Below are 16,023 nucleotides of genomic sequence, written 5' to 3'. Positions count from 1 at the left end.
CCGGCGCGCCGGAGGGCGGACCGCTCTCACCCTGGGGCACCGGGCGCGTTCTCCGGGTTTTCGCGGCGTTCCGCGCGCCGCCGTGCGCCGGTGCGGTGCCGGGGAGCATCATCGGGTCGGCCGGAGGCCCCGGTCGTCGGCGTTGACCCGGCGTTGATCGAACGTTTTTCGACGCGCGGCACGATCCTGGTCATGCACTCCGAGACGATCATCCCGGCCCACGACACCTGGCAGGCGCAGGCCCTGTGCGCGCAGACCGGGCCGGACTTCTTCTTCCCCGAGCCCGGCAGTTCGGTGCGCGAGGCGAAGCGCATCTGCGCCATGTGCGAGCTGCGCCCCGCGTGTCTGGACTACGCGCTCGCCAACGACGAGCGCTTCGGCGTCTGGGGCGGACTGTCCGAGAAGGAACGCCTCGCCCTGCGCCGCACGTCCTCCTGACGTCTTCCCGGCCTCTTCCGCCGACGATCGCCGGAGCTGCCGATGGGCGGGTCCGGCGGGCGTCGGGGGGCCGGTGTGCGTCAGCCTGCGGCCCGGGCCGCCATGCGGGCCTTGCGGGCGGCCAGCTTCTCGTCGAACTTGGTGGCCTCCGCGTTCAGACCGCCCATGAACAGGCCGAGTTCCTCCTGGGCCTGGCGTCCCTCGGCGCCGAGGCCGTCGATCTCCATGACCTTCAGGAAGCGCAGCACGGGCTGCAGCACGTCGTCGTGGTGGATGCGCAGGTTGTAGACCTCGCCGATGGCCATCTGCGCGGCGGCCCGCTCGAAGCCGGGGATGCCGTGCCCGGGCATCCGGAAGTCGACGACCACGTCCCGCACGGCCTGCATCGTCAGATCGGGAGCCAGCTCGAAGGCCGCCTTGAGCAGGTTGCGGTAGAACACCATGTGCAGGTTCTCGTCGGTCGCGATGCGGCCCAGCATGCGGTCGCAGACCGGATCGCCGGACTGGTGGCCGGTGTTGCGGTGCGAGATCCGGGTGGCGAGTTCCTGGAAGGCGACGTAGGCGATCGAGTGCAGCATCGAGTGCCGGTTGTCGGACTCGAAGCCTTCGCTCATGTGTGCCATGCGGAAACGTTCCAGCTTGTCCGGGTCCACCGCCCGCGAGGCGAGCAGATAGTCGCGCATCACGATGCCGTGCCGGCCCTCCTCCGCGGTCCAGCGGTGCACCCAGGTGCCCCAGGCGCCGTCGCGGCCGAAGAGGGTGGCGATCTCGTGGTGGTAGCTCGGCAGGTTGTCCTCGGTGAGCAGGTTGACCACGAGGGCGGTGCGGCCGATCTCGGTCACCTTGGACTGGTCCTTGTCCCAGGCCTCGCCGTCCTCGAACAGGCCGGGGAAGTTGCGGCCGTCGCTCCACGGCACGTACTCGTGCGGCATCCAGTCCTTGGCGACCGTCAGATGCCGGTTAAGTTCCTTTTCGACCACTTCCTCCAGTGCGAACAGCAGCCGCGTGTCGGTCCAGGCGGACGGGCTGCCGAGGTGGGGGGAGGTGATCGTCACGGGAACTCCAGGGGGACGCCGAACAACGGGGCAAGCGGACTGTCCGGCGAGCGGTGCCGGGAAACCTACGAGATCGTAGGCTACGAAGCCGTAGGTTACGAACCCGTAGGTTAAGGTCGCTGTAAAAGAGTGCTGTTCACCGCGTCCGGACAGGCCGTCAGATGTACAGCTCGCGCAGCCGTACCGAGAGGCACGTCACACAGCCCTCGAGCTTCTCGAACTCGCTGATGTCCACCGTGACCACGTCGTGGCCGAGATCGGTCAGCAGTTCCGCGGTCTTGGGGGCGCTCGCCGCCATGAGGAGCTTGTGCCCGCCGAGCAGCACCACATGCGCGCCCGACTCCTCCGGCACCGACAGGAAACCGGGGAACAGCGACGGCCGGTCGACCTTCGGGATGTGCCCGATCACCGTGCCGTCGGGCAGCGCGGTCACCGCCGACTTCAGGTGCAGCACCTTGCTCACGGGGACGGCCACCACGCGGGCGCCCAGCGGTTCGAACGCCGCCCGCAACTGCTGCACCCCGGCCGCGTTGGTGCGCCCGCCCCGGCCGACGTACACCGTGTCGCCGACCTTCAGGACATCGCCGCCGTCCAGCGTGCCCGGCTCCCAGATCCAGTTCACCGAGCAGCCGAGGCGGGCCACCGCCTCCTCCACGCCCGCGGTCTCGGCGCGCCGGGACTGCGCGCCGGGCCGGGTGATCAGCGCCACGTTCTTGTACATGACGACGGTGTCCTCGACGAACACCGAGTCGGGGCAGTCGTCCTCCGGATCGACCTCGATCGTCTCCCAGCCGTGCGCGCGCAGTGCCTCGACGTAGGCCTCCCACTGCTCGACGGCGAGCCCCACATCGGCCTTCTCCCGCTCGATGTGCGTCACCAGGCCTTCGGCGAGGCGGGGGCTGGGGCGGCGGACGAGGGCCTTCTTGCTGGGCACGAGGGACCTTTCGAATCGGTGGTGCGGTTGCCGGCGCCGGTGAACGCGGCGCCGGTTGGCCATCATGCAGTCCGCTCGGGCCAGGACAAAACCCTCGTTGTCAGGCTGTGCCCCTCCTGAGACGTCGCATCGCGTCCGAAGCTAGACAGGATCCCCGACGTCCTCCGGTGCGATCTCCTTCAGTTCTCCCTCCTCCATCAGCAGCCAGCGGGTGATGCCGATCGACTCGAGGAACGGCAGATCGTGGCTGGCCACGAGCAGCGCGCCCTCGTACGACTCCAGGGCCGAGGTCAGCTGCCGCACGCTCGCCATGTCCAGGTTGTTGGTCGGCTCGTCGAGCAGCAGGAGCTGGGGCGCCGGCTCGGCGAGCATCAGCGCGGCCAGGGCCGCCCGGAACCGCTCGCCGCCCGACAGGGTCGCCGCCTTCTGGTCGGCCCGCGCGCCCCGGAACAGGAAGCGGGCCAGGCGTGCCCGGACGCGGTTGTTGGTGGCTCCCGGCGCGAACCGGGCCACGTTCTCGGCGACCGTCAGCTCGTCGTCCAGCACGTCCAGCCGCTGGGGCAGGAAGCGCAGCGGGACGTGCGCACGCGCCTCGCCGGCCACCGGAGGCAGTTCCCCGGCGACGGTCCGCAGCAGCGTCGTCTTTCCGGCGCCGTTGCGGCCGACGAGGGCGATCCGCTCCGGGCCGCGCAGATCGAGAACGCCCTCGGCGCGCGCGTGGTGAGCCATCCGCAGGTTCTCCAGCGTGAGTACCTGCCGACCCGGTGGTACGGCCGTGTACGGCAGGTCGACGCGGATCTCGTCGTCGTCCCGTACCGCCTCCACCGCCTCGTCCAGGCGCTCCTTGGCCCCCGCGAGCCGCTCCTCGTGCATGATGCGGTGTTTGCCCGCCGACTCCTGGGCGGCGCGTTTGCGGGCACCCATGACGATCTTCGGTTCGCGCTTGGAGTCCCACATCTTCTGGCCGTACCGCTTGCGGCGGGCCAGTTTGACCTGGGCGTCGGCCAGTTCGCGCTTCTGCTTGCGCACATCGGCCTCGGCGACGCGCAGCATCCGCTCCGCCGCCTCCTGCTCGACGGCCAGGGCCTCCTCGTACGCCGAGAAGTTGCCGCCGTACCAGGCGACCTCCCCGGAGCGGAGCTCGGCGATCTGGTCGACCAGGTCGAGCAGTTCCCGGTCGTGGCTGACCACGACCAGGACGCCCGGCCACGCGGCGACGGCCTGGTGGAGCCGGCGGCGCGCGTACAGGTCGAGGTTGTTGGTCGGCTCGTCCAGCAGCAGCACGTCCGGGCGGCGCAGCAGCAGCGCGGCCAGCCGCAGCAGCACCGACTCGCCGCCGGAGACCTCGCCGACCGTGCGGTCCAGGCCGATGTGGCCGAGCCCCAGCTCGCCGAGGGTGACGAGGGCGCGCTCCTCCACGTCCCAGTCGTCGCCGAGCGCCTCGAAGTGCTCCTCGGCGGCGTCGCCCGCCTCGATGGCGTGCAGCGCGGCCCGCCGTTCGGCGATACCGAGAGCCCGGTCGACGCGGAGCGCGGTGTCGAGGGTGACGTTCTGCGGGAGGTAACCGACCTCGCCGGTGACCTTGACGGTGCCGTCGGTGGGGGTGAGCTCACCGGTGAGCAGCTTCAACAGGGTTGATTTGCCCGATCCGTTGATGCCGACGAGCCCGGTCCGGCCGGGTCCGAAGGCGATGTCCAGGCCGTCGAACACGGCGGTGCCGTCGGACCAGGTGAAGGACAGTGACGTACAGGTGAGGGAGGATGACATGAGGGCCTCGCGAAGGGTTTCGTGCGGTCGGTGGGCGCATGTCGAGACACCGCGAGGCGGGAACCGAAGGGCCGTGGGGCACGAGGAGGCCACGAAAAAGGCCTGTGCCGGAGGACGGCTCGGACGCCGAGGTCGTACGCCGCGCACACCTCATCGGTGCGACGCGATGTCTCAGGACCTCAGACGAGCAACGTCCTTCTCCAATCGGCGGCAACAGGACCGGTACAGACCGTAGAAGGGTGCCCGGTGGCTGTCAACGCAATTGATCGCCGGCCTGGATCGGCGCTCCTCGAACAGGTGGGCCGCCGTCGCACGCACGTGTCGGATTCCTGCCAGCCCCGGTTCGCGCCGCATGTTTGGCTGAGTCCATGACGCATCAGCATCCGCTCCGCGAAACCGCCCTCGCCTTCCACGCCCTGCACGTACCCGGCCGGCCGCTCGTGCTGCCCAACGCCTGGGACGCGGTCAGCGCCGCCGTCGTGGCCCAGGCCGGTGCCGCGGCCGTCGCGACCACCAGCGCCGGGCTGGCCTGGGCGCTCGGCGCCGCCGACGGCGACCGGCTCGACCGCGACCGCGCGCTGGAGGCCGTGGCCCGCATCACCGCCGTCGTGAGCGTCCCGGTCAGCGCGGACATCGAGGCCGGATACGCCCCGGACCCGGCCGGGGTCGGCGACACCGTACGGGCCGTGCTCGCCGCGGGTGCGGTCGGCGTCAACATCGAGGACGCCCGCCACGCGGAGGGGGAGCCGCTGCGGCCCGTCGCCGAACAGGCGGAGCGGATCGCCGCCGCCCGTGAGGCCGCCGACGCCGTCGGCGTGCCGCTGTTCGTCAACGCGCGGATCGACACGTTCCTGCGCGGCGCCGGGGGAGTGGACGTCACCCTGGAACGGGCCGCGGCCTTCCGCGCCGCGGGCGCCGACGGGATCTTCGTCCCCGGGGCCGTCGACCCGGGGACGGTGAAGGAGCTGGTCGCGGGCGTCGACGGCCCGGTCAACGTGATGGTCTTCCCCGGCGCGCCGTCCGTCGCCGACCTGGCCGCCCTCGGTGTGGCCCGGATCAGCGCGGGCGCCGGACTCGCCCAGGCCGCCCACGCCCTGGTCCGCCGCGCCACGAGGGAGCTGCTGGAGACGGGGACCTACGGGGCGCTGGCCGACGGATACGACTACGGCGAGCTGAACTCGCTGCTCACGCGTACGACGAGCTGAACGCGCCCGCCACGCGCGCGTGGCGCCCGGCCGGCGGGTCCGCACTGCCCCTGCCGGTGTCGCCGCGCACCCGGGCATCACATACGCGTGGCCGCACCCGCGGCTTCACGCGGGCGTGGCCCTCAGCAGGCGTCCCGCATCAGTTCGGCCAGGCCGTGGTCCAGGTCGAGCTGGAGGTGTTCGAGGCCGACGGGCACCAGCGCGCTCGTCGCCTCCAGGAAGCGCCGGATCTCGCCCGAGCGCACGTGCACGATCGCGGTGCCCTCGGGGGCGTGGAACTCCAGCACGGTGCGGTCGTAGCCGTACGGCCGCACCCGGACGTCGCCGTGGCCCTCGGGCCCCTGCAGACCGGCCGAGAGCAGCTCGCGGGAGAACGTCCAGCACACGTCGACCCCTTCGAGGGTGGCCGGGGCCGGGAAGGTCATGACGACGGCGAACGGATCGCGTCGGTCGTAGCGCAGCGTGGCGGGAATGCTCGGCATGCGCGGTGCGGCGGCGACGAGACGGGCCTCTACGGGCTGCTCGATGACGGTGGACAACGCCTTGCTCCCTCGTGACGGCTGGACTACGCCCGGGTGTGCGGCACCCGGCAATGGAAGAGACGACGGATCCGGCCGATCCGTGCACAGGAGGGACGAGTGACCTCGGTCACCGCGTTCATGCACCGCTCGGGACCGGTGGTTTCGCCCGCGACGACCGGCAGTTGGCCTCTGGACGGCGCCGGACCGGTGGACTAGCTTCGCCCGGCATGAGGCGCTTGGGGAGCACGCGACGCAGGGGACGCACGAGTAGACTGGTGGCGGCGGGGGTGGCCTGCGGAGCGGCACTGGCCGCGCTGACCGTCCCGGCGGCCGAGGCCGGGCCCCTCGGGCAGGGCGGTCTGCACTGGGCGGCGAAGGACCCGGGCACCCCGCAGGTCCGCTTCCGGGGCCTCGCGGCCGTCGACCGGCACACCGCCTGGCTGGCCGGCACCGCCGGCACCGTGCTGCGCACCACGGACGGCGGAGCGAGCTGGCGGAACGTCTCCCCGCCGGGTGCGGGGGACCTGCAGTTCCGGGACGTCGAGGCGTTCGACGCGCGGCGCGCCGTCGTGCTGGCCATCGGCGAGGGCGAGACGTCCCGCGTCTACCGCACCGACGACGGCGGGGCGACCTGGACGGAGTCCTTCCGCAACACCGACCCGAAGGCGTTCTACGACTGCCTGGCCTTCTTCGACCGCCGGCACGGCCTCGCGATGAGCGACCCCGTGGACGGCAGGTTCCGCATCCTGTCCACGAGCGACGGCGGCCGCTCCTGGCGGGTTCTGCCTGCGGACGGCATGCCGCCCGCCCTGGACGGTGAGGCGGGTTTCGCCGCGAGCGGCCAGTGCCTGGTCACCTCGGGCCCGAAGGACGTCTGGCTGGCCACCGGCGGCGGCGCCCACGCGCGCGTGCTGCACTCCGCCGACCGCGGACTGACCTGGACGGCCACCGGCACGCCGGTGCCGGCCGGCGATCCCGCCAGGGGCGTCTTCGCGCTCGCCTTCCGTGACCGCGCCCACGGCCTCGCCGTCGGCGGCGACTACCGCCCCGACCAGGCCTCGCCGCAGGCCGCCGCGGTCACCGCCGACGGCGGCCGCACCTGGACCCCGGCCGCGACACCGCCGCCCGCCTACCGTTCCGGGGCCGCCTGGCTGCCGCACAGCCGCACCGCCGCACTCGCCGTCGGCCCCACCGGCACCGACCTCACCACCGACGCCGGTCGCACCTGGCGCACGATCGACACCGGCTCGTACGACACCGTGGACTGCACGCCCGACCTCAGCTGCTGGGCGGCCGGCGAGCAGGGGAGGGTGGCGCGGCTGGAACGCTGAGGTAGGAGCCCGGAACCCGGGTACTCGTCCCGCACGGGAAACGAGACGAAGGGAGCGGTCATGCCCGCCGGTTCCAGCTCCAAGCGCGAGCGTCAGTACGAGCACATCAAGAAGAGCGCGCAGGACCGGGGCGAGAGCGCCGGTCGCGCCAAGGAGATCGCCGCGCGGACGGTCAACAAGGAACGCGCCCGGTCCGGCGAGTCCAGGACCGCGAGCCGCAGCTCGACGCAGGACATGTCGTCCGGCAGGCGCGGCGGTCAGCGGTCGGGCAACCGGGCCGGCTCCCAGGGCCCGACCCGCGACCAGCTGTACAACGAGGCGAAGCAGCGCGGCATCGAAGGCCGTTCGAACATGAACAAGGACCAGCTGCAGCGCGCGCTGAACGCCAAGAAGGGATGACCGGCGAGGATCAGTCCAGTGTCTGCCGGTGGCGGGCCAGCTCCGGAGCCGTCTTCGTGGCGACGAACTCCGTGATGCGGTACGCGCACACGCCGCCGACGACGAACGGGTCGACCGCCACGACCTCCTCGATCCGGGCGCGGTCCTCGGCGACGGCGAGGATCACCCCGCCGTCCCTGGGGTCCTTGCGCCCGGAGGCGAGGAAGAAGCCCTTCTCGTACTGCTCCTCCAGCCACGCCACGTGGTCCGGCAGCAGCGCGTCCACGGCGTCGAGGGGTGCGGTGTAGGTCAGGTCCAGAACGAACATGATCGCGAGCCTACCCCGGCTCCGGCAATCCGCCCTCGGGCCCGTACAGTCGACGTCACCATGACGACCGTAGGCGTACCCGCGGGCTGGCCCGCGACCGAGGACGAGGCCCGCGCCGTACAGGACGAACTGCGCGGGCGGGTGCTGCTCGGCGAGCGCGGACCGGAGCCCGGGACGGGCCGGGTCACCGGGGTGGACGTCGCCTACGACGACGAGCTCGACCTCGTCGCCGCGGCGGCCGTCGTGCTGGACGCGGCCACCCTGGACGTGGTGGCCGAGGCGACGGCCGTCGGCCGGGTCTCCTTCCCGTACGTCCCCGGCCTGCTCGCCTTCCGCGAGATCCCCACCGTGCGGGCCGCCCTGGACCGGCTGCCCTGCCTGCCCGGCCTGGTCGTGTGCGACGGCTACGGGCTGGCCCATCCGCGCCGCTTCGGTCTCGCGAGTCACCTCGGCGTGCTCACCGGCCTGCCGGTCATCGGCGTCGCGAAGAACCCGTTCACCTTCACGTACGACGAGCCCGGTCCGCGGCGGGGCGGTTCGGCTCCGCTGCTCGCGGGGACCGAGGAGGTCGGCCGCGCGCTGCGCACGCGGGACGGGGTCAAACCGGTCTTCGTCTCCGTCGGCCACCGGGTGAGCCTGGACAACGCCGTGGCCCACACCCTGGCCCTGACCCCGCGCTACCGGCTGCCGGAGACCACGCGCCGGGCGGACGCCCTGTGCCGCCGCGCGCTGCGGGAGGCGGCACAGGACGCCACGGGCGGTGCTCAGGAGGCGACGACGCGCCAGGCTCCGACCTCCTGATACGCCGAGTCGTGGACGGCCGAGCCGTCCCCCGCTTCGAGGGCGTAGTGACGGAGGTTCCCGCCCCAGTAGCGCAGGATGCGCCCCAGCTCACCGGCGCGGTCCTGCGCCGACGCCCCCTCGTCCACGGTCACTTCGAGCACGAACTTCATGATGCCTTCCCGCCTCCTCCGGCTCCGCGGCCTGGGCCTCCATCGTTTCATTGAAGAACCCTGTGAGACTTTTCCGGCAGCGGACGCGGATGACCGGCGGTTGCCGGCGGTGAAAGTCTCAAACGCGGGAGGAGGCACCCGGGTCGACGGCCGCGACCCGGAAGGTGATCCCCGCGGCGCGCAGCCGCTCGGTCAGGGCGTCGCCCATCGCCTGCGCGGTGGTGACCTGCCCGGCCGTCGGCGGGAGGTCGTCGAAGGCCAGGCACAGGGCCGCCTCGGCGAGCATCTTCGCCGTCTCGTCGTAGCCGGGGTCGCCACCCGAGACCTCGGTGAACACGCGCCGCCCGCCGCCCTCGCCGACGAACCGCACCGCGAACCGGCTCCTCGCCCGCTTCTGAGCGCTCGGCCCGTCCCCCGGCCGCAGCCGGCCCGACAACCAGCGCCGCGCGGGCGGTAGTTGGGCGGCCGCCAGCACCGTGCCGACGGCGGCGACCGAGCCGAGCGCGACCGGCAGGCGCCGCACCGCCGCGTAATGCCGGTAGCGGAAGTCGGGGCCGTACCGCTCCAGGGCCTTCGCCGAGCGGCGCACGATCTGCGGATCGACGGTCGGCAACGGCAGTGCCCACGCGCCGACCTCCGCGGCGAACCGGGGCGCGCCCGTCGGCGCCGTGACCCGGCGTCCCATCAGCCGCGGCTCGTGCCGGCCCCGCTCGCGTGCCGCGGCCAGCAGCTGTCGGCCGCGGGCGAACTGGTTGAGCGCCGAGGCGAGGGTGCCGCCGGAGAAGGCCGCGTCGGCGGTCACGTACCCGTCCACGGTCAGCGGCACCCCTTCCGGCAGTTGCCGGACCGTGAAGTACACGCCCAGGTCGTGGGGCACGGAGTCGAAGCCGCAGGCGTGCACCAGGCGCGCGCCCGTCTCCCGCGCGCGCGTGTCGTGCCGGACGTACATCAGGTCCACGAACTCCGGCTCGCCGGTCAGGTCCAGGTAGTCGGTCCCGGCGTCCGCGCAGGCGGCGACCAGCTCCTCGCCGTACAGCACGTACGGCCCGACGGTCGTGGCGACTACGCGCGCGTGCTCGGCGAGGGCGCGCAGGCTCGCGGGTTCGCTCACGTCGGCCCGCAGGACGCCGATGTCCGCGCCGCCGGGCAGACGCCGGCGCAGCCGCTCCAGCTTCCCCTCGTCGCGGCCCGCCACCGCCCAGCGCAGCTCGTGCGGCGCGTGCGCGGCGAGATACTCCGCCGTGAGGGTGCCGACGAAGCCGGTGGCTCCGAAGAGCACGAGGTCATAGGGACGATCCGTCCTGTTCAGCCTGCTCATGACACCCCTTGGTCCCGCAGCCCGCGCCGCTGTCGGTGGCTGAGGCTAGCGTGAGGAGGACGAGTGAAGACGACCAGCCCGGAGGCAGCGGTGGCCACAGCCAGGAACGCCCTGACGAAGCGGGAGAAAGCGCGCGCCTTCGCACCCGTACGCGACGGTGTCGTCCGCGGCACGTCTCCTGGGGCGCCCGGCGCAGGCCGCGGCGCACGCGCCTCTCACTCTCCCGGGTGAACCGCACGGAGCCGGGCACTTGACTAAGCGCTTGCTCGTTAGGTCTTGTGTCCGGTGGAACGTGTTCTTAGCATCACCGGTGTTACATCGGTTGTGTCATACAGGCTGGGGGCTGGACGCATGACGACGGCAGGGACGCCGGCGGGGCCGGGCACGGGCCCGCTCCGCGGTGTGCGCGTGGTCGAGCTGGCCGGCATCGGGCCCGGCCCGTTCGCCGGCATGCTCCTGGCCGACCTGGGCGCCGACGTGGTCCGGGTGGACCGCCCGGGCGGCCCCGGCCTCGGGATCGACCCCGCGTACGACGTCACCAACCGCAACAAGCGCTCGATCGTGATCGACCTGAAGGCGCCGGACGGCCCCGCGCGCGTGCTGGACCTCGCCGAGCGGGCGGACATCCTCCTCGAGGGCTACCGCCCGGGTGTCGCCGAGCGCCTCGGCGTCGGCCCCGAGGACTGCCACGCCCGCAACGCCCGCCTGGTCTACGGCCGCATGACCGGCTGGGGGCAGGACGGCCCCCTCGCCGACCGCGCGGGCCACGACGTGGCCTACATCGCGCTCACCGGCACCCTCGGCATGACCGGCCGGCCGGACGAGCCGCCCGTCTTCCCCGCCAACCTGCTCGGCGACTACGCGGGCGGCTCCCTCTACCTGGTGGTCGGCGTCCTCGCCGCCCTGCACCACGCGCGCGCGACCGGCAGCGGCCAGGTGGTCGACGCCGCCATCGTCGACGGCACGGCCCACCTGTCCGCGATGATCCACGGCATGCTCGCGGCCGGGGGCTGGCAGGACCGGCGTGGCGCCAACCTCCTCGACGGCGGCTGCCCCTACTACGGCACCTACGAGACCGCCGACGGGCAGTACATGGCGGTCGGTGCCCTGGAGGGGCGGTTCTACGCGGAGTTCCTGCGCCTGATCGGCCTGGACGACCTGGCATCCGCCCACCACGACCTCACCCGCTGGGACGAGCTGCGCGAGCGCGTCGCCGCCCGCTTCAAGTCCCGCACCCGCGACGAGTGGACGGCGGTGTTCGAGGGAACCGACGCCTGTGTGGCCCCCGTGCTGTCCCTGCGCGAGGCCCCGCACCACCCGCACCTGGCCGCCCGCGGCACCTTTACCGAGCACGCCGGCCTCACCCAGCCCGCTCCCGCCCCCCGCTTCTCCGCCACCCCCACGTCCGTCCGTACCGGCCCCGCCCTGCCGGGTGCCGACACGGAGGCGGTGGCGCGGGACTGGGGGACACGCGCACCCCTGAACGACGTCCCGGCCCCCGACGCCGACTGACCCGGCCCACCCGCTCGGCCCACCCTCCCGAAAGGCACACCAGTGAGCACCGAAGCGTACGTGTACGACGCGATCCGCACCCCGCGCGGCCGCGGCAAGGCGAACGGCGCCCTGCACGGCACGAAGCCCATCGACCTGGTCGTCGGGCTCATCCACGAGATCCGCGACCGCTTCCCCGGCCTCGACCCGGCCGCGATCGACGACATCGTGCTCGGCGTCGTCGGACCGGTCGGCGACCAGGGCTCCGACATCGCCCGGATCGCCGCGGTCGCCGCCGGACTGCCGGACACGGTCGCGGGCGTGCAGGAGAACCGCTTCTGCGCCTCGGGCCTGGAGGCCGTCAACCTGGCCGCCGCGAAGGTCCGTTCCGGCTGGGAGGACCTGGTCCTCGCGGGCGGTGTGGAGTCCATGTCCCGGGTGCCGATGGCCTCCGACGGCGGCGCCTGGTTCAACGACCCGATGACCAACCTCGCCGTGAACTTCGTGCCGCAGGGCATCGGCGCCGACCTGATCGCCACCATCGAGGGCTTCTCCCGCAGGGACGTCGACGAGTACGCGGCCCTGTCCCAGGAGCGTGCGGCCACGGCCTGGAAGGAAGGCCGCTTCGACCGCTCCGTCGTCCCCGTGAGGGACCGCAGCGGCCTGGTCGTCCTCGACCACGACGAGCACGTGCGCCCCGGCACCACCGCGGACTCCCTGGCGAAGCTCAAGCCGTCGTTCGCGGACATCGGCGAACTCGGCGGCTTCGACGCGGTCGCGCTGCAGAAGTACCACTGGGTGGAGAAGATCGACCACGTCCACCACGCGGGCAACTCCTCCGGCATCGTGGACGGCGCCTCGCTCGTCGCGATCGGCTCCGGGGAGGTCGGCGAGCGCTACGGCCTCACCCCCCGCGCCCGGATCGTCTCCGCCGCCGTCTCCGGCTCCGAGCCGACCATCATGCTCACCGGGCCCGCCCCCGCCACCCGCAAGGCCCTGGCGAAGGCCGGCCTCACCATCGACGACATCGACCTGGTCGAGATCAACGAGGCGTTCGCCGCGGTCGTGCTGCGCTTCGTCAAGGACATGGGCCTGTCCCTGGACAAGGTCAACGTCAACGGCGGCGCCATCGCCCTCGGCCACCCGCTCGGCGCGACCGGCGCGATGATCCTCGGCAGCCTCGTGGACGAACTGGAGCGCCAGGACAAGCGCTACGGCCTCGCCACCCTGTGCGTCGGCGGCGGTATGGGCATCGCCACGATCGTCGAGCGCGTCTGAACTCCCGCGGAATCACCGGACCTCTACGAAAGACGACTGTCATGACCGAGAGCACCACCATCCGCTGGGAGCAGGACGACACCGGTGTCGTCACCCTCGTCCTGGACGACCCGCACCAGTCCGCGAACACCATGAACCAGGCGTTCCGGGCCTCCATCACGGCGATCGCCGCGCGCGCGGAGGCCGAGAAGGACTCCATCCGCGGCATCATCTACACCTCCGCCAAGAAGACCTTCTTCGCGGGCGGCGACCTCAAGGACATGATCAAGGCAGGTCCCGAGGACGCCCAGCGGGTCTTCGACACCGCGACCGAGATCAAGACCGCGCTGCGCCGCATCGAGACGCTCGGCAAGCCGGTCGTCGCCGCGATCAACGGCGCGGCCCTCGGCGGCGGTTACGAGATCGCGCTCGCCTCCCACCACCGCATCGCCCTGGACGCCCCCGGCTCCAAGATCGGCCTGCCCGAGGTCACCCTCGGCCTGCTGCCCGCGGGCGGCGGCGTCACCCGCACGGTGCGCCTCATGGGCATCACGGACGCGCTGCTGAAGGTGCTGCTGCAGGGCACCCAGTACAGCCCGCGCCGCGCCCTCGACAACGGCCTGGTCCACGAGGTGGCCGCGACGCCCGAGGAGATGATCGCCAGGGCCCGCGCCTTCATCGACGCCCACCCCGAGTCGCACCAGCCCTGGGACGTCCCCGGCCACCGGATCCCGGGCGGCACCCCCGCGAACCCGAAGTTCGCCGCCAACCTGCCCGCGTTCCCGGCCAATCTGCGCAAGCAGACGAACGGCGCGCCGTACCCGGCCCCGCGCAACATCATGTCCGCGGCCGTCGAGGGCTCCCAGGTCGACTTCGAGACCGCGATCACCATCGAGACCCGCTACTTCACCGAGCTGGTCACCGGGCAGACCGCCAAGAACATGATCCAGGCGTTCTTCTTCGACCTCCAGGCCGTCAACTCCGGCGCCAACCGGCCGGGGGGCATCGCGCCCCGCCAGGTCCGCAAGGTCGCCGTCCTCGGCGCCGGCATGATGGGAGCGGGAATCGCGTACTCCTGCGCCCGCGCGGGCATCGAGGTCGTCCTGAAGGACGTCTCGCTGGAAGCGGCGACCAAGGGCAAGGGCTACTCCGAGACGCTGTGCGCCAAGGCCGTCGCCAAGGGCCGTACCAGCCAGGAGAAGGCGGACGCGCTGCTCGCCCGGATCACCCCCACCGCCGAGGCGGCCGACCTCGCGGGCTGCGACGCGGTCATCGAGGCCGTCTTCGAGGACACCGCGCTCAAGCACAAGGTGTTCCAGGAGATCGAGTCCGTCGTCGCCCCGGACGCGCTGCTGTGCTCCAACACCTCCACCCTGCCCATCACCACGCTCGCCGAGGGTGTGGAGCGCCAGGCCGACTTCATCGGGCTGCACTTCTTCTCGCCCGTGGACAAGATGCCGCTGGTGGAGATCATCAAGGGCGAGCGCACCGGCGACGAGGCCCTCGCCCGGGCCTTCGACCTGGTCCGGCAGATCAACAAGACGCCGATCGTCGTCAACGACTCGCGCGGGTTCTTCACCTCCCGGGTGATCGGCCACTTCATCAACGAGGGCGTCGCCATGGTCGGCGAGGGCATCGAGCCCGCGTCCGTGGAACAGGCCGCCGCCCAGGCCGGCTACCCCGCCAAGGTCCTCTCCCTCATGGACGAGCTGACCCTCACCCTCCCGCGCAAGATCCGGGGCGAGACGAAGCGGGCCGTGGAGGAGGCCGGCGGCACCTGGACCCCGCACCCGGCGGAGGCGGTCGTCGACCGCATGGTCGACGAGTTCGGCCGCCCCGGCCGCAGCGGCGGCGCCGGTTTCTACGACTACACGGAGGACGGCAGGCGGGCCGGACTCTGGCCGGGCCTGCGCGAGCACTTCACCCGGCCCGGGTACGAGATCCCGTTCCGGGACATGCAGGAGCGGATGCTCTTCGCCGAGGCGCTCGACACCGTACGCCTCCTGGAGGAGGGCGTCCTGACCTCGGTCGCCGACGCCAACATCGGCTCGATCCTCGGCATCGGCTTCCCCGGCTGGACGGGCGGAGTCCTGCAGTACATCAACGGCTACGAAGGGGGTCTGCCCGGATTCGTGGCCCGCGCGCGGGAACTCGCCGAGGCCTACGGCGAGCGCTTCACCCCGCCGGCGCTGCTCGTGGAGAAGGCCGGCAAGGGGGAGCCGTTCAGCGACTCAGTCCGTTCCTGACCCGGTGACCCACCCGCTCAGCTCTTCCCGCAGCGAACGCTGGAACGTCGTCAGCAGCGCCTGCACCACCCAGGGGTGCATGTGCGCCGACAGGGACTTCACGTCCCGGGCGTCACGCTCCGCCACCTCGCCCCGGAAGAGCTGGGCGAGCTCATGGGCGGCGGCGCGCGAGTGCTCGGTGAGCACTTTGCGCGCCGCGAGGATCGCCTCGTGCGACAGCGGTACGTCCAGAAGCTGGACCCCGAGCCGCAACAGCCCCGAGTCCACCCGGTAGGTGTCGCCCTCCGCCTCCATGACGACGTTCATCGCCCCCAGCCGCTCCAGGTCCCCGGGGGCGAGCGGCCGTCCCGCCCGGCGCTCCAGTTCCCGCCGCGACACCGTGTCCACCGTGTCCGGCGCCCAGGACGCGACCACCGCCCGGTGGATGGCCAGGTCGTGCGGGGTGAGGTCGGCGGGCAGCTGCCGAAGGTACCGCTCGATCGCCGACAGGGTCATGCCCTGCTGCTGCAACTCCTCGATCAGGGCCAGCCGCGCCACGTGCTCGGGCCCGTACTGCCCCACCCGTCGCGGACCGATCGCCGGTGGCGGCAGCAGACCCTTGCTGCCGTAGAAGCGGACGGTGCGGACCGTGACGCCCGTCCTGGCGGCCAGCTCGTCGATGGTGAGGGGCGTCTCTCCGAGTTCGGTCGTCATGTGCAGCAGTATCGCTGTCTCACCCATGGTGTGAGACCTCGGGTGAACACCGTGCGAACTCCGAGTGGATCGTGTGAGAAGTAACGCTGTGTGACGTGGACCACCGCG

16 protein-coding genes are annotated in these 16,023 nt (G+C 72.3%); 8 read left to right on the top strand and 8 right to left on the bottom strand.

Going from position 1 to position 16,023, the window contains the following annotated elements; genetic code table 11:
• The first annotated feature begins 192 nt into the window (after positions 1 to 192).
• Positions 193 to 438, top strand: coding sequence for a WhiB family transcriptional regulator (locus tag AB0D93_RS21155; protein ID WP_362121407.1), 246 nt, complete (start codon positions 193 to 195; stop codon positions 436 to 438).
• Between the two features lie 80 nt (positions 439 to 518).
• Here AB0D93_RS21155 and AB0D93_RS21150 read toward each other — a convergent pair whose 3' ends face one another.
• From AB0D93_RS21150 to AB0D93_RS21140, 3 genes are all read right to left on the bottom strand, one after another.
• On the bottom strand, positions 519 to 1,493 hold the full coding sequence (locus tag AB0D93_RS21150) for an acyl-ACP desaturase (RefSeq protein WP_362121405.1): 975 nt from the start codon (positions 1,491 to 1,493) through the stop codon (positions 519 to 521).
• 157 nt (positions 1,494 to 1,650) lie between these two features.
• Positions 1,651 to 2,427 (bottom strand): dimethylargininase, encoded by a 777-nt coding sequence (gene ddaH / locus AB0D93_RS21145; RefSeq protein WP_362121403.1) that lies wholly within the window; start codon positions 2,425 to 2,427, stop codon positions 1,651 to 1,653.
• 141 nt (positions 2,428 to 2,568) lie between these two features.
• A complete protein-coding gene (locus tag AB0D93_RS21140; RefSeq protein WP_362121401.1) occupies positions 2,569 to 4,194 on the bottom strand; it encodes an ABC-F family ATP-binding cassette domain-containing protein in 1,626 nt (541 codons plus the stop codon).
• Positions 4,195 to 4,562: 368 nt separating this feature from the next.
• On the opposite strand from AB0D93_RS21140, the gene AB0D93_RS21135 reads away from it, so the two are divergent.
• Positions 4,563 to 5,399, top strand: coding sequence for an isocitrate lyase/phosphoenolpyruvate mutase family protein (locus AB0D93_RS21135; RefSeq protein WP_362121400.1), 837 nt, complete (start codon positions 4,563 to 4,565; stop codon positions 5,397 to 5,399).
• A gap of 122 nt (positions 5,400 to 5,521) precedes the next feature.
• On the opposite strand, the gene AB0D93_RS21130 is transcribed toward AB0D93_RS21135, so the two are convergent.
• Entirely contained in the window at positions 5,522 to 5,938 is a 417-nt protein-coding gene (locus tag AB0D93_RS21130; RefSeq protein ID WP_362121398.1) for an SsgA family sporulation/cell division regulator, read from the bottom strand.
• 209 nt (positions 5,939 to 6,147) lie between these two features.
• Between AB0D93_RS21130 and AB0D93_RS21125 the strand changes: the two genes are divergently transcribed.
• Entirely contained in the window at positions 6,148 to 7,251 is a 1,104-nt protein-coding gene (locus AB0D93_RS21125; protein ID WP_362121396.1) for an oxidoreductase, read from the top strand.
• A gap of 60 nt (positions 7,252 to 7,311) precedes the next feature.
• Positions 7,312 to 7,650, top strand: a complete 339-nt coding sequence (locus tag AB0D93_RS21120; RefSeq protein WP_362121394.1) for a plasmid stabilization protein — start codon at positions 7,312 to 7,314, stop codon at positions 7,648 to 7,650.
• Positions 7,651 to 7,660: 10 nt separating this feature from the next.
• Here AB0D93_RS21120 and AB0D93_RS21115 read toward each other — a convergent pair whose 3' ends face one another.
• Positions 7,661 to 7,957 (bottom strand): YciI family protein, encoded by a 297-nt coding sequence (locus tag AB0D93_RS21115; RefSeq protein ID WP_362121392.1) that lies wholly within the window; start codon positions 7,955 to 7,957, stop codon positions 7,661 to 7,663.
• Between the two features lie 60 nt (positions 7,958 to 8,017).
• On the opposite strand from AB0D93_RS21115, the gene AB0D93_RS21110 reads away from it, so the two are divergent.
• Positions 8,018 to 8,758 (top strand): endonuclease V, encoded by a 741-nt coding sequence (locus AB0D93_RS21110; RefSeq protein ID WP_362121390.1) that lies wholly within the window; start codon positions 8,018 to 8,020, stop codon positions 8,756 to 8,758.
• Here AB0D93_RS21110 and AB0D93_RS21105 read toward each other — a convergent pair.
• A complete protein-coding gene (locus AB0D93_RS21105) occupies positions 8,722 to 8,910 on the bottom strand; it encodes a hypothetical protein (protein WP_362121388.1) in 189 nt (62 codons plus the stop codon). The two genes, AB0D93_RS21110 and AB0D93_RS21105, sit on opposite strands and share 37 nt — an antisense overlap.
• A 118-nt stretch (positions 8,911 to 9,028) precedes the next feature.
• Positions 9,029 to 10,228, bottom strand: a complete 1,200-nt coding sequence (locus tag AB0D93_RS21100) for a saccharopine dehydrogenase NADP-binding domain-containing protein (RefSeq protein ID WP_362121386.1) — start codon at positions 10,226 to 10,228, stop codon at positions 9,029 to 9,031.
• 351 nt (positions 10,229 to 10,579) lie between these two features.
• Between AB0D93_RS21100 and AB0D93_RS21095 the strand changes: the two genes are divergently transcribed.
• From AB0D93_RS21095 to AB0D93_RS21085, 3 genes are read left to right on the top strand one after another with little or no spacing between them, the layout of a single operon-like run.
• The gene (locus AB0D93_RS21095; protein WP_362121385.1) at positions 10,580 to 11,740 is read left to right on the top strand and encodes a CaiB/BaiF CoA-transferase family protein; all 1,161 of its coding nucleotides are present in this window, start codon (positions 10,580 to 10,582) and stop codon (positions 11,738 to 11,740) included.
• Between the two features lie 42 nt (positions 11,741 to 11,782).
• Entirely contained in the window at positions 11,783 to 12,997 is a 1,215-nt protein-coding gene (locus AB0D93_RS21090; RefSeq protein ID WP_362121383.1) for an acetyl-CoA C-acetyltransferase, read from the top strand.
• A 41-nt stretch (positions 12,998 to 13,038) separates the two neighbouring features.
• Positions 13,039 to 15,222, top strand: a complete 2,184-nt coding sequence (locus AB0D93_RS21085; RefSeq protein ID WP_362121381.1) for a 3-hydroxyacyl-CoA dehydrogenase NAD-binding domain-containing protein — start codon at positions 13,039 to 13,041, stop codon at positions 15,220 to 15,222.
• Here the strand turns inward: AB0D93_RS21085 and AB0D93_RS21080 are convergent.
• The gene (locus AB0D93_RS21080) at positions 15,208 to 15,915 is read right to left on the bottom strand and encodes a MerR family transcriptional regulator (RefSeq protein WP_362121379.1); all 708 of its coding nucleotides are present in this window, start codon (positions 15,913 to 15,915) and stop codon (positions 15,208 to 15,210) included. The two genes, AB0D93_RS21085 and AB0D93_RS21080, sit on opposite strands and share 15 nt — an antisense overlap.
• Between the last annotated feature and the right edge of the window lie 108 nt (positions 15,916 to 16,023).

Origin of the sequence: Streptomyces sp. NPDC048191, assembly GCF_040652655.1 — a bacterium.
Lineage (GTDB): Bacteria > Actinomycetota > Actinomycetes > Streptomycetales > Streptomycetaceae > Streptomyces.
This window is presented reverse-complemented; position numbering and strand designations above follow the sequence as displayed.

What these genes read in the sequence shown, in the direction of transcription:
- AB0D93_RS21155 (WP_362121407.1), top strand. Translation starts at nt 193, where the DNA reads ATGCACTCCGAGACGATCATCCCGGCCCACGACACCTGGCAGGCGCAG.
- AB0D93_RS21140 (WP_362121401.1), bottom strand. Translation starts at nt 4,194, where the DNA reads ATGTCATCCTCCCTCACCTGTACGTCACTGTCCTTCACCTGGTCCGAC.
- AB0D93_RS21135 (WP_362121400.1), top strand. Translation starts at nt 4,563, where the DNA reads ATGACGCATCAGCATCCGCTCCGCGAAACCGCCCTCGCCTTCCACGCC.
- AB0D93_RS21125 (WP_362121396.1), top strand. Translation starts at nt 6,148, where the DNA reads ATGAGGCGCTTGGGGAGCACGCGACGCAGGGGACGCACGAGTAGACTG.
- AB0D93_RS21120 (WP_362121394.1), top strand. Translation starts at nt 7,312, where the DNA reads ATGCCCGCCGGTTCCAGCTCCAAGCGCGAGCGTCAGTACGAGCACATC.
- AB0D93_RS21115 (WP_362121392.1), bottom strand. Translation starts at nt 7,957, where the DNA reads ATGTTCGTTCTGGACCTGACCTACACCGCACCCCTCGACGCCGTGGAC.
- AB0D93_RS21110 (WP_362121390.1), top strand. Translation starts at nt 8,018, where the DNA reads ATGACGACCGTAGGCGTACCCGCGGGCTGGCCCGCGACCGAGGACGAG.
- AB0D93_RS21105 (WP_362121388.1), bottom strand. Translation starts at nt 8,910, where the DNA reads ATGAAGTTCGTGCTCGAAGTGACCGTGGACGAGGGGGCGTCGGCGCAG.
- AB0D93_RS21100 (WP_362121386.1), bottom strand. Translation starts at nt 10,228, where the DNA reads ATGAGCAGGCTGAACAGGACGGATCGTCCCTATGACCTCGTGCTCTTC.
- AB0D93_RS21095 (WP_362121385.1), top strand. Translation starts at nt 10,580, where the DNA reads ATGACGACGGCAGGGACGCCGGCGGGGCCGGGCACGGGCCCGCTCCGC.
- AB0D93_RS21085 (WP_362121381.1), top strand. Translation starts at nt 13,039, where the DNA reads ATGACCGAGAGCACCACCATCCGCTGGGAGCAGGACGACACCGGTGTC.
- AB0D93_RS21080 (WP_362121379.1), bottom strand. Translation starts at nt 15,915, where the DNA reads ATGACGACCGAACTCGGAGAGACGCCCCTCACCATCGACGAGCTGGCC.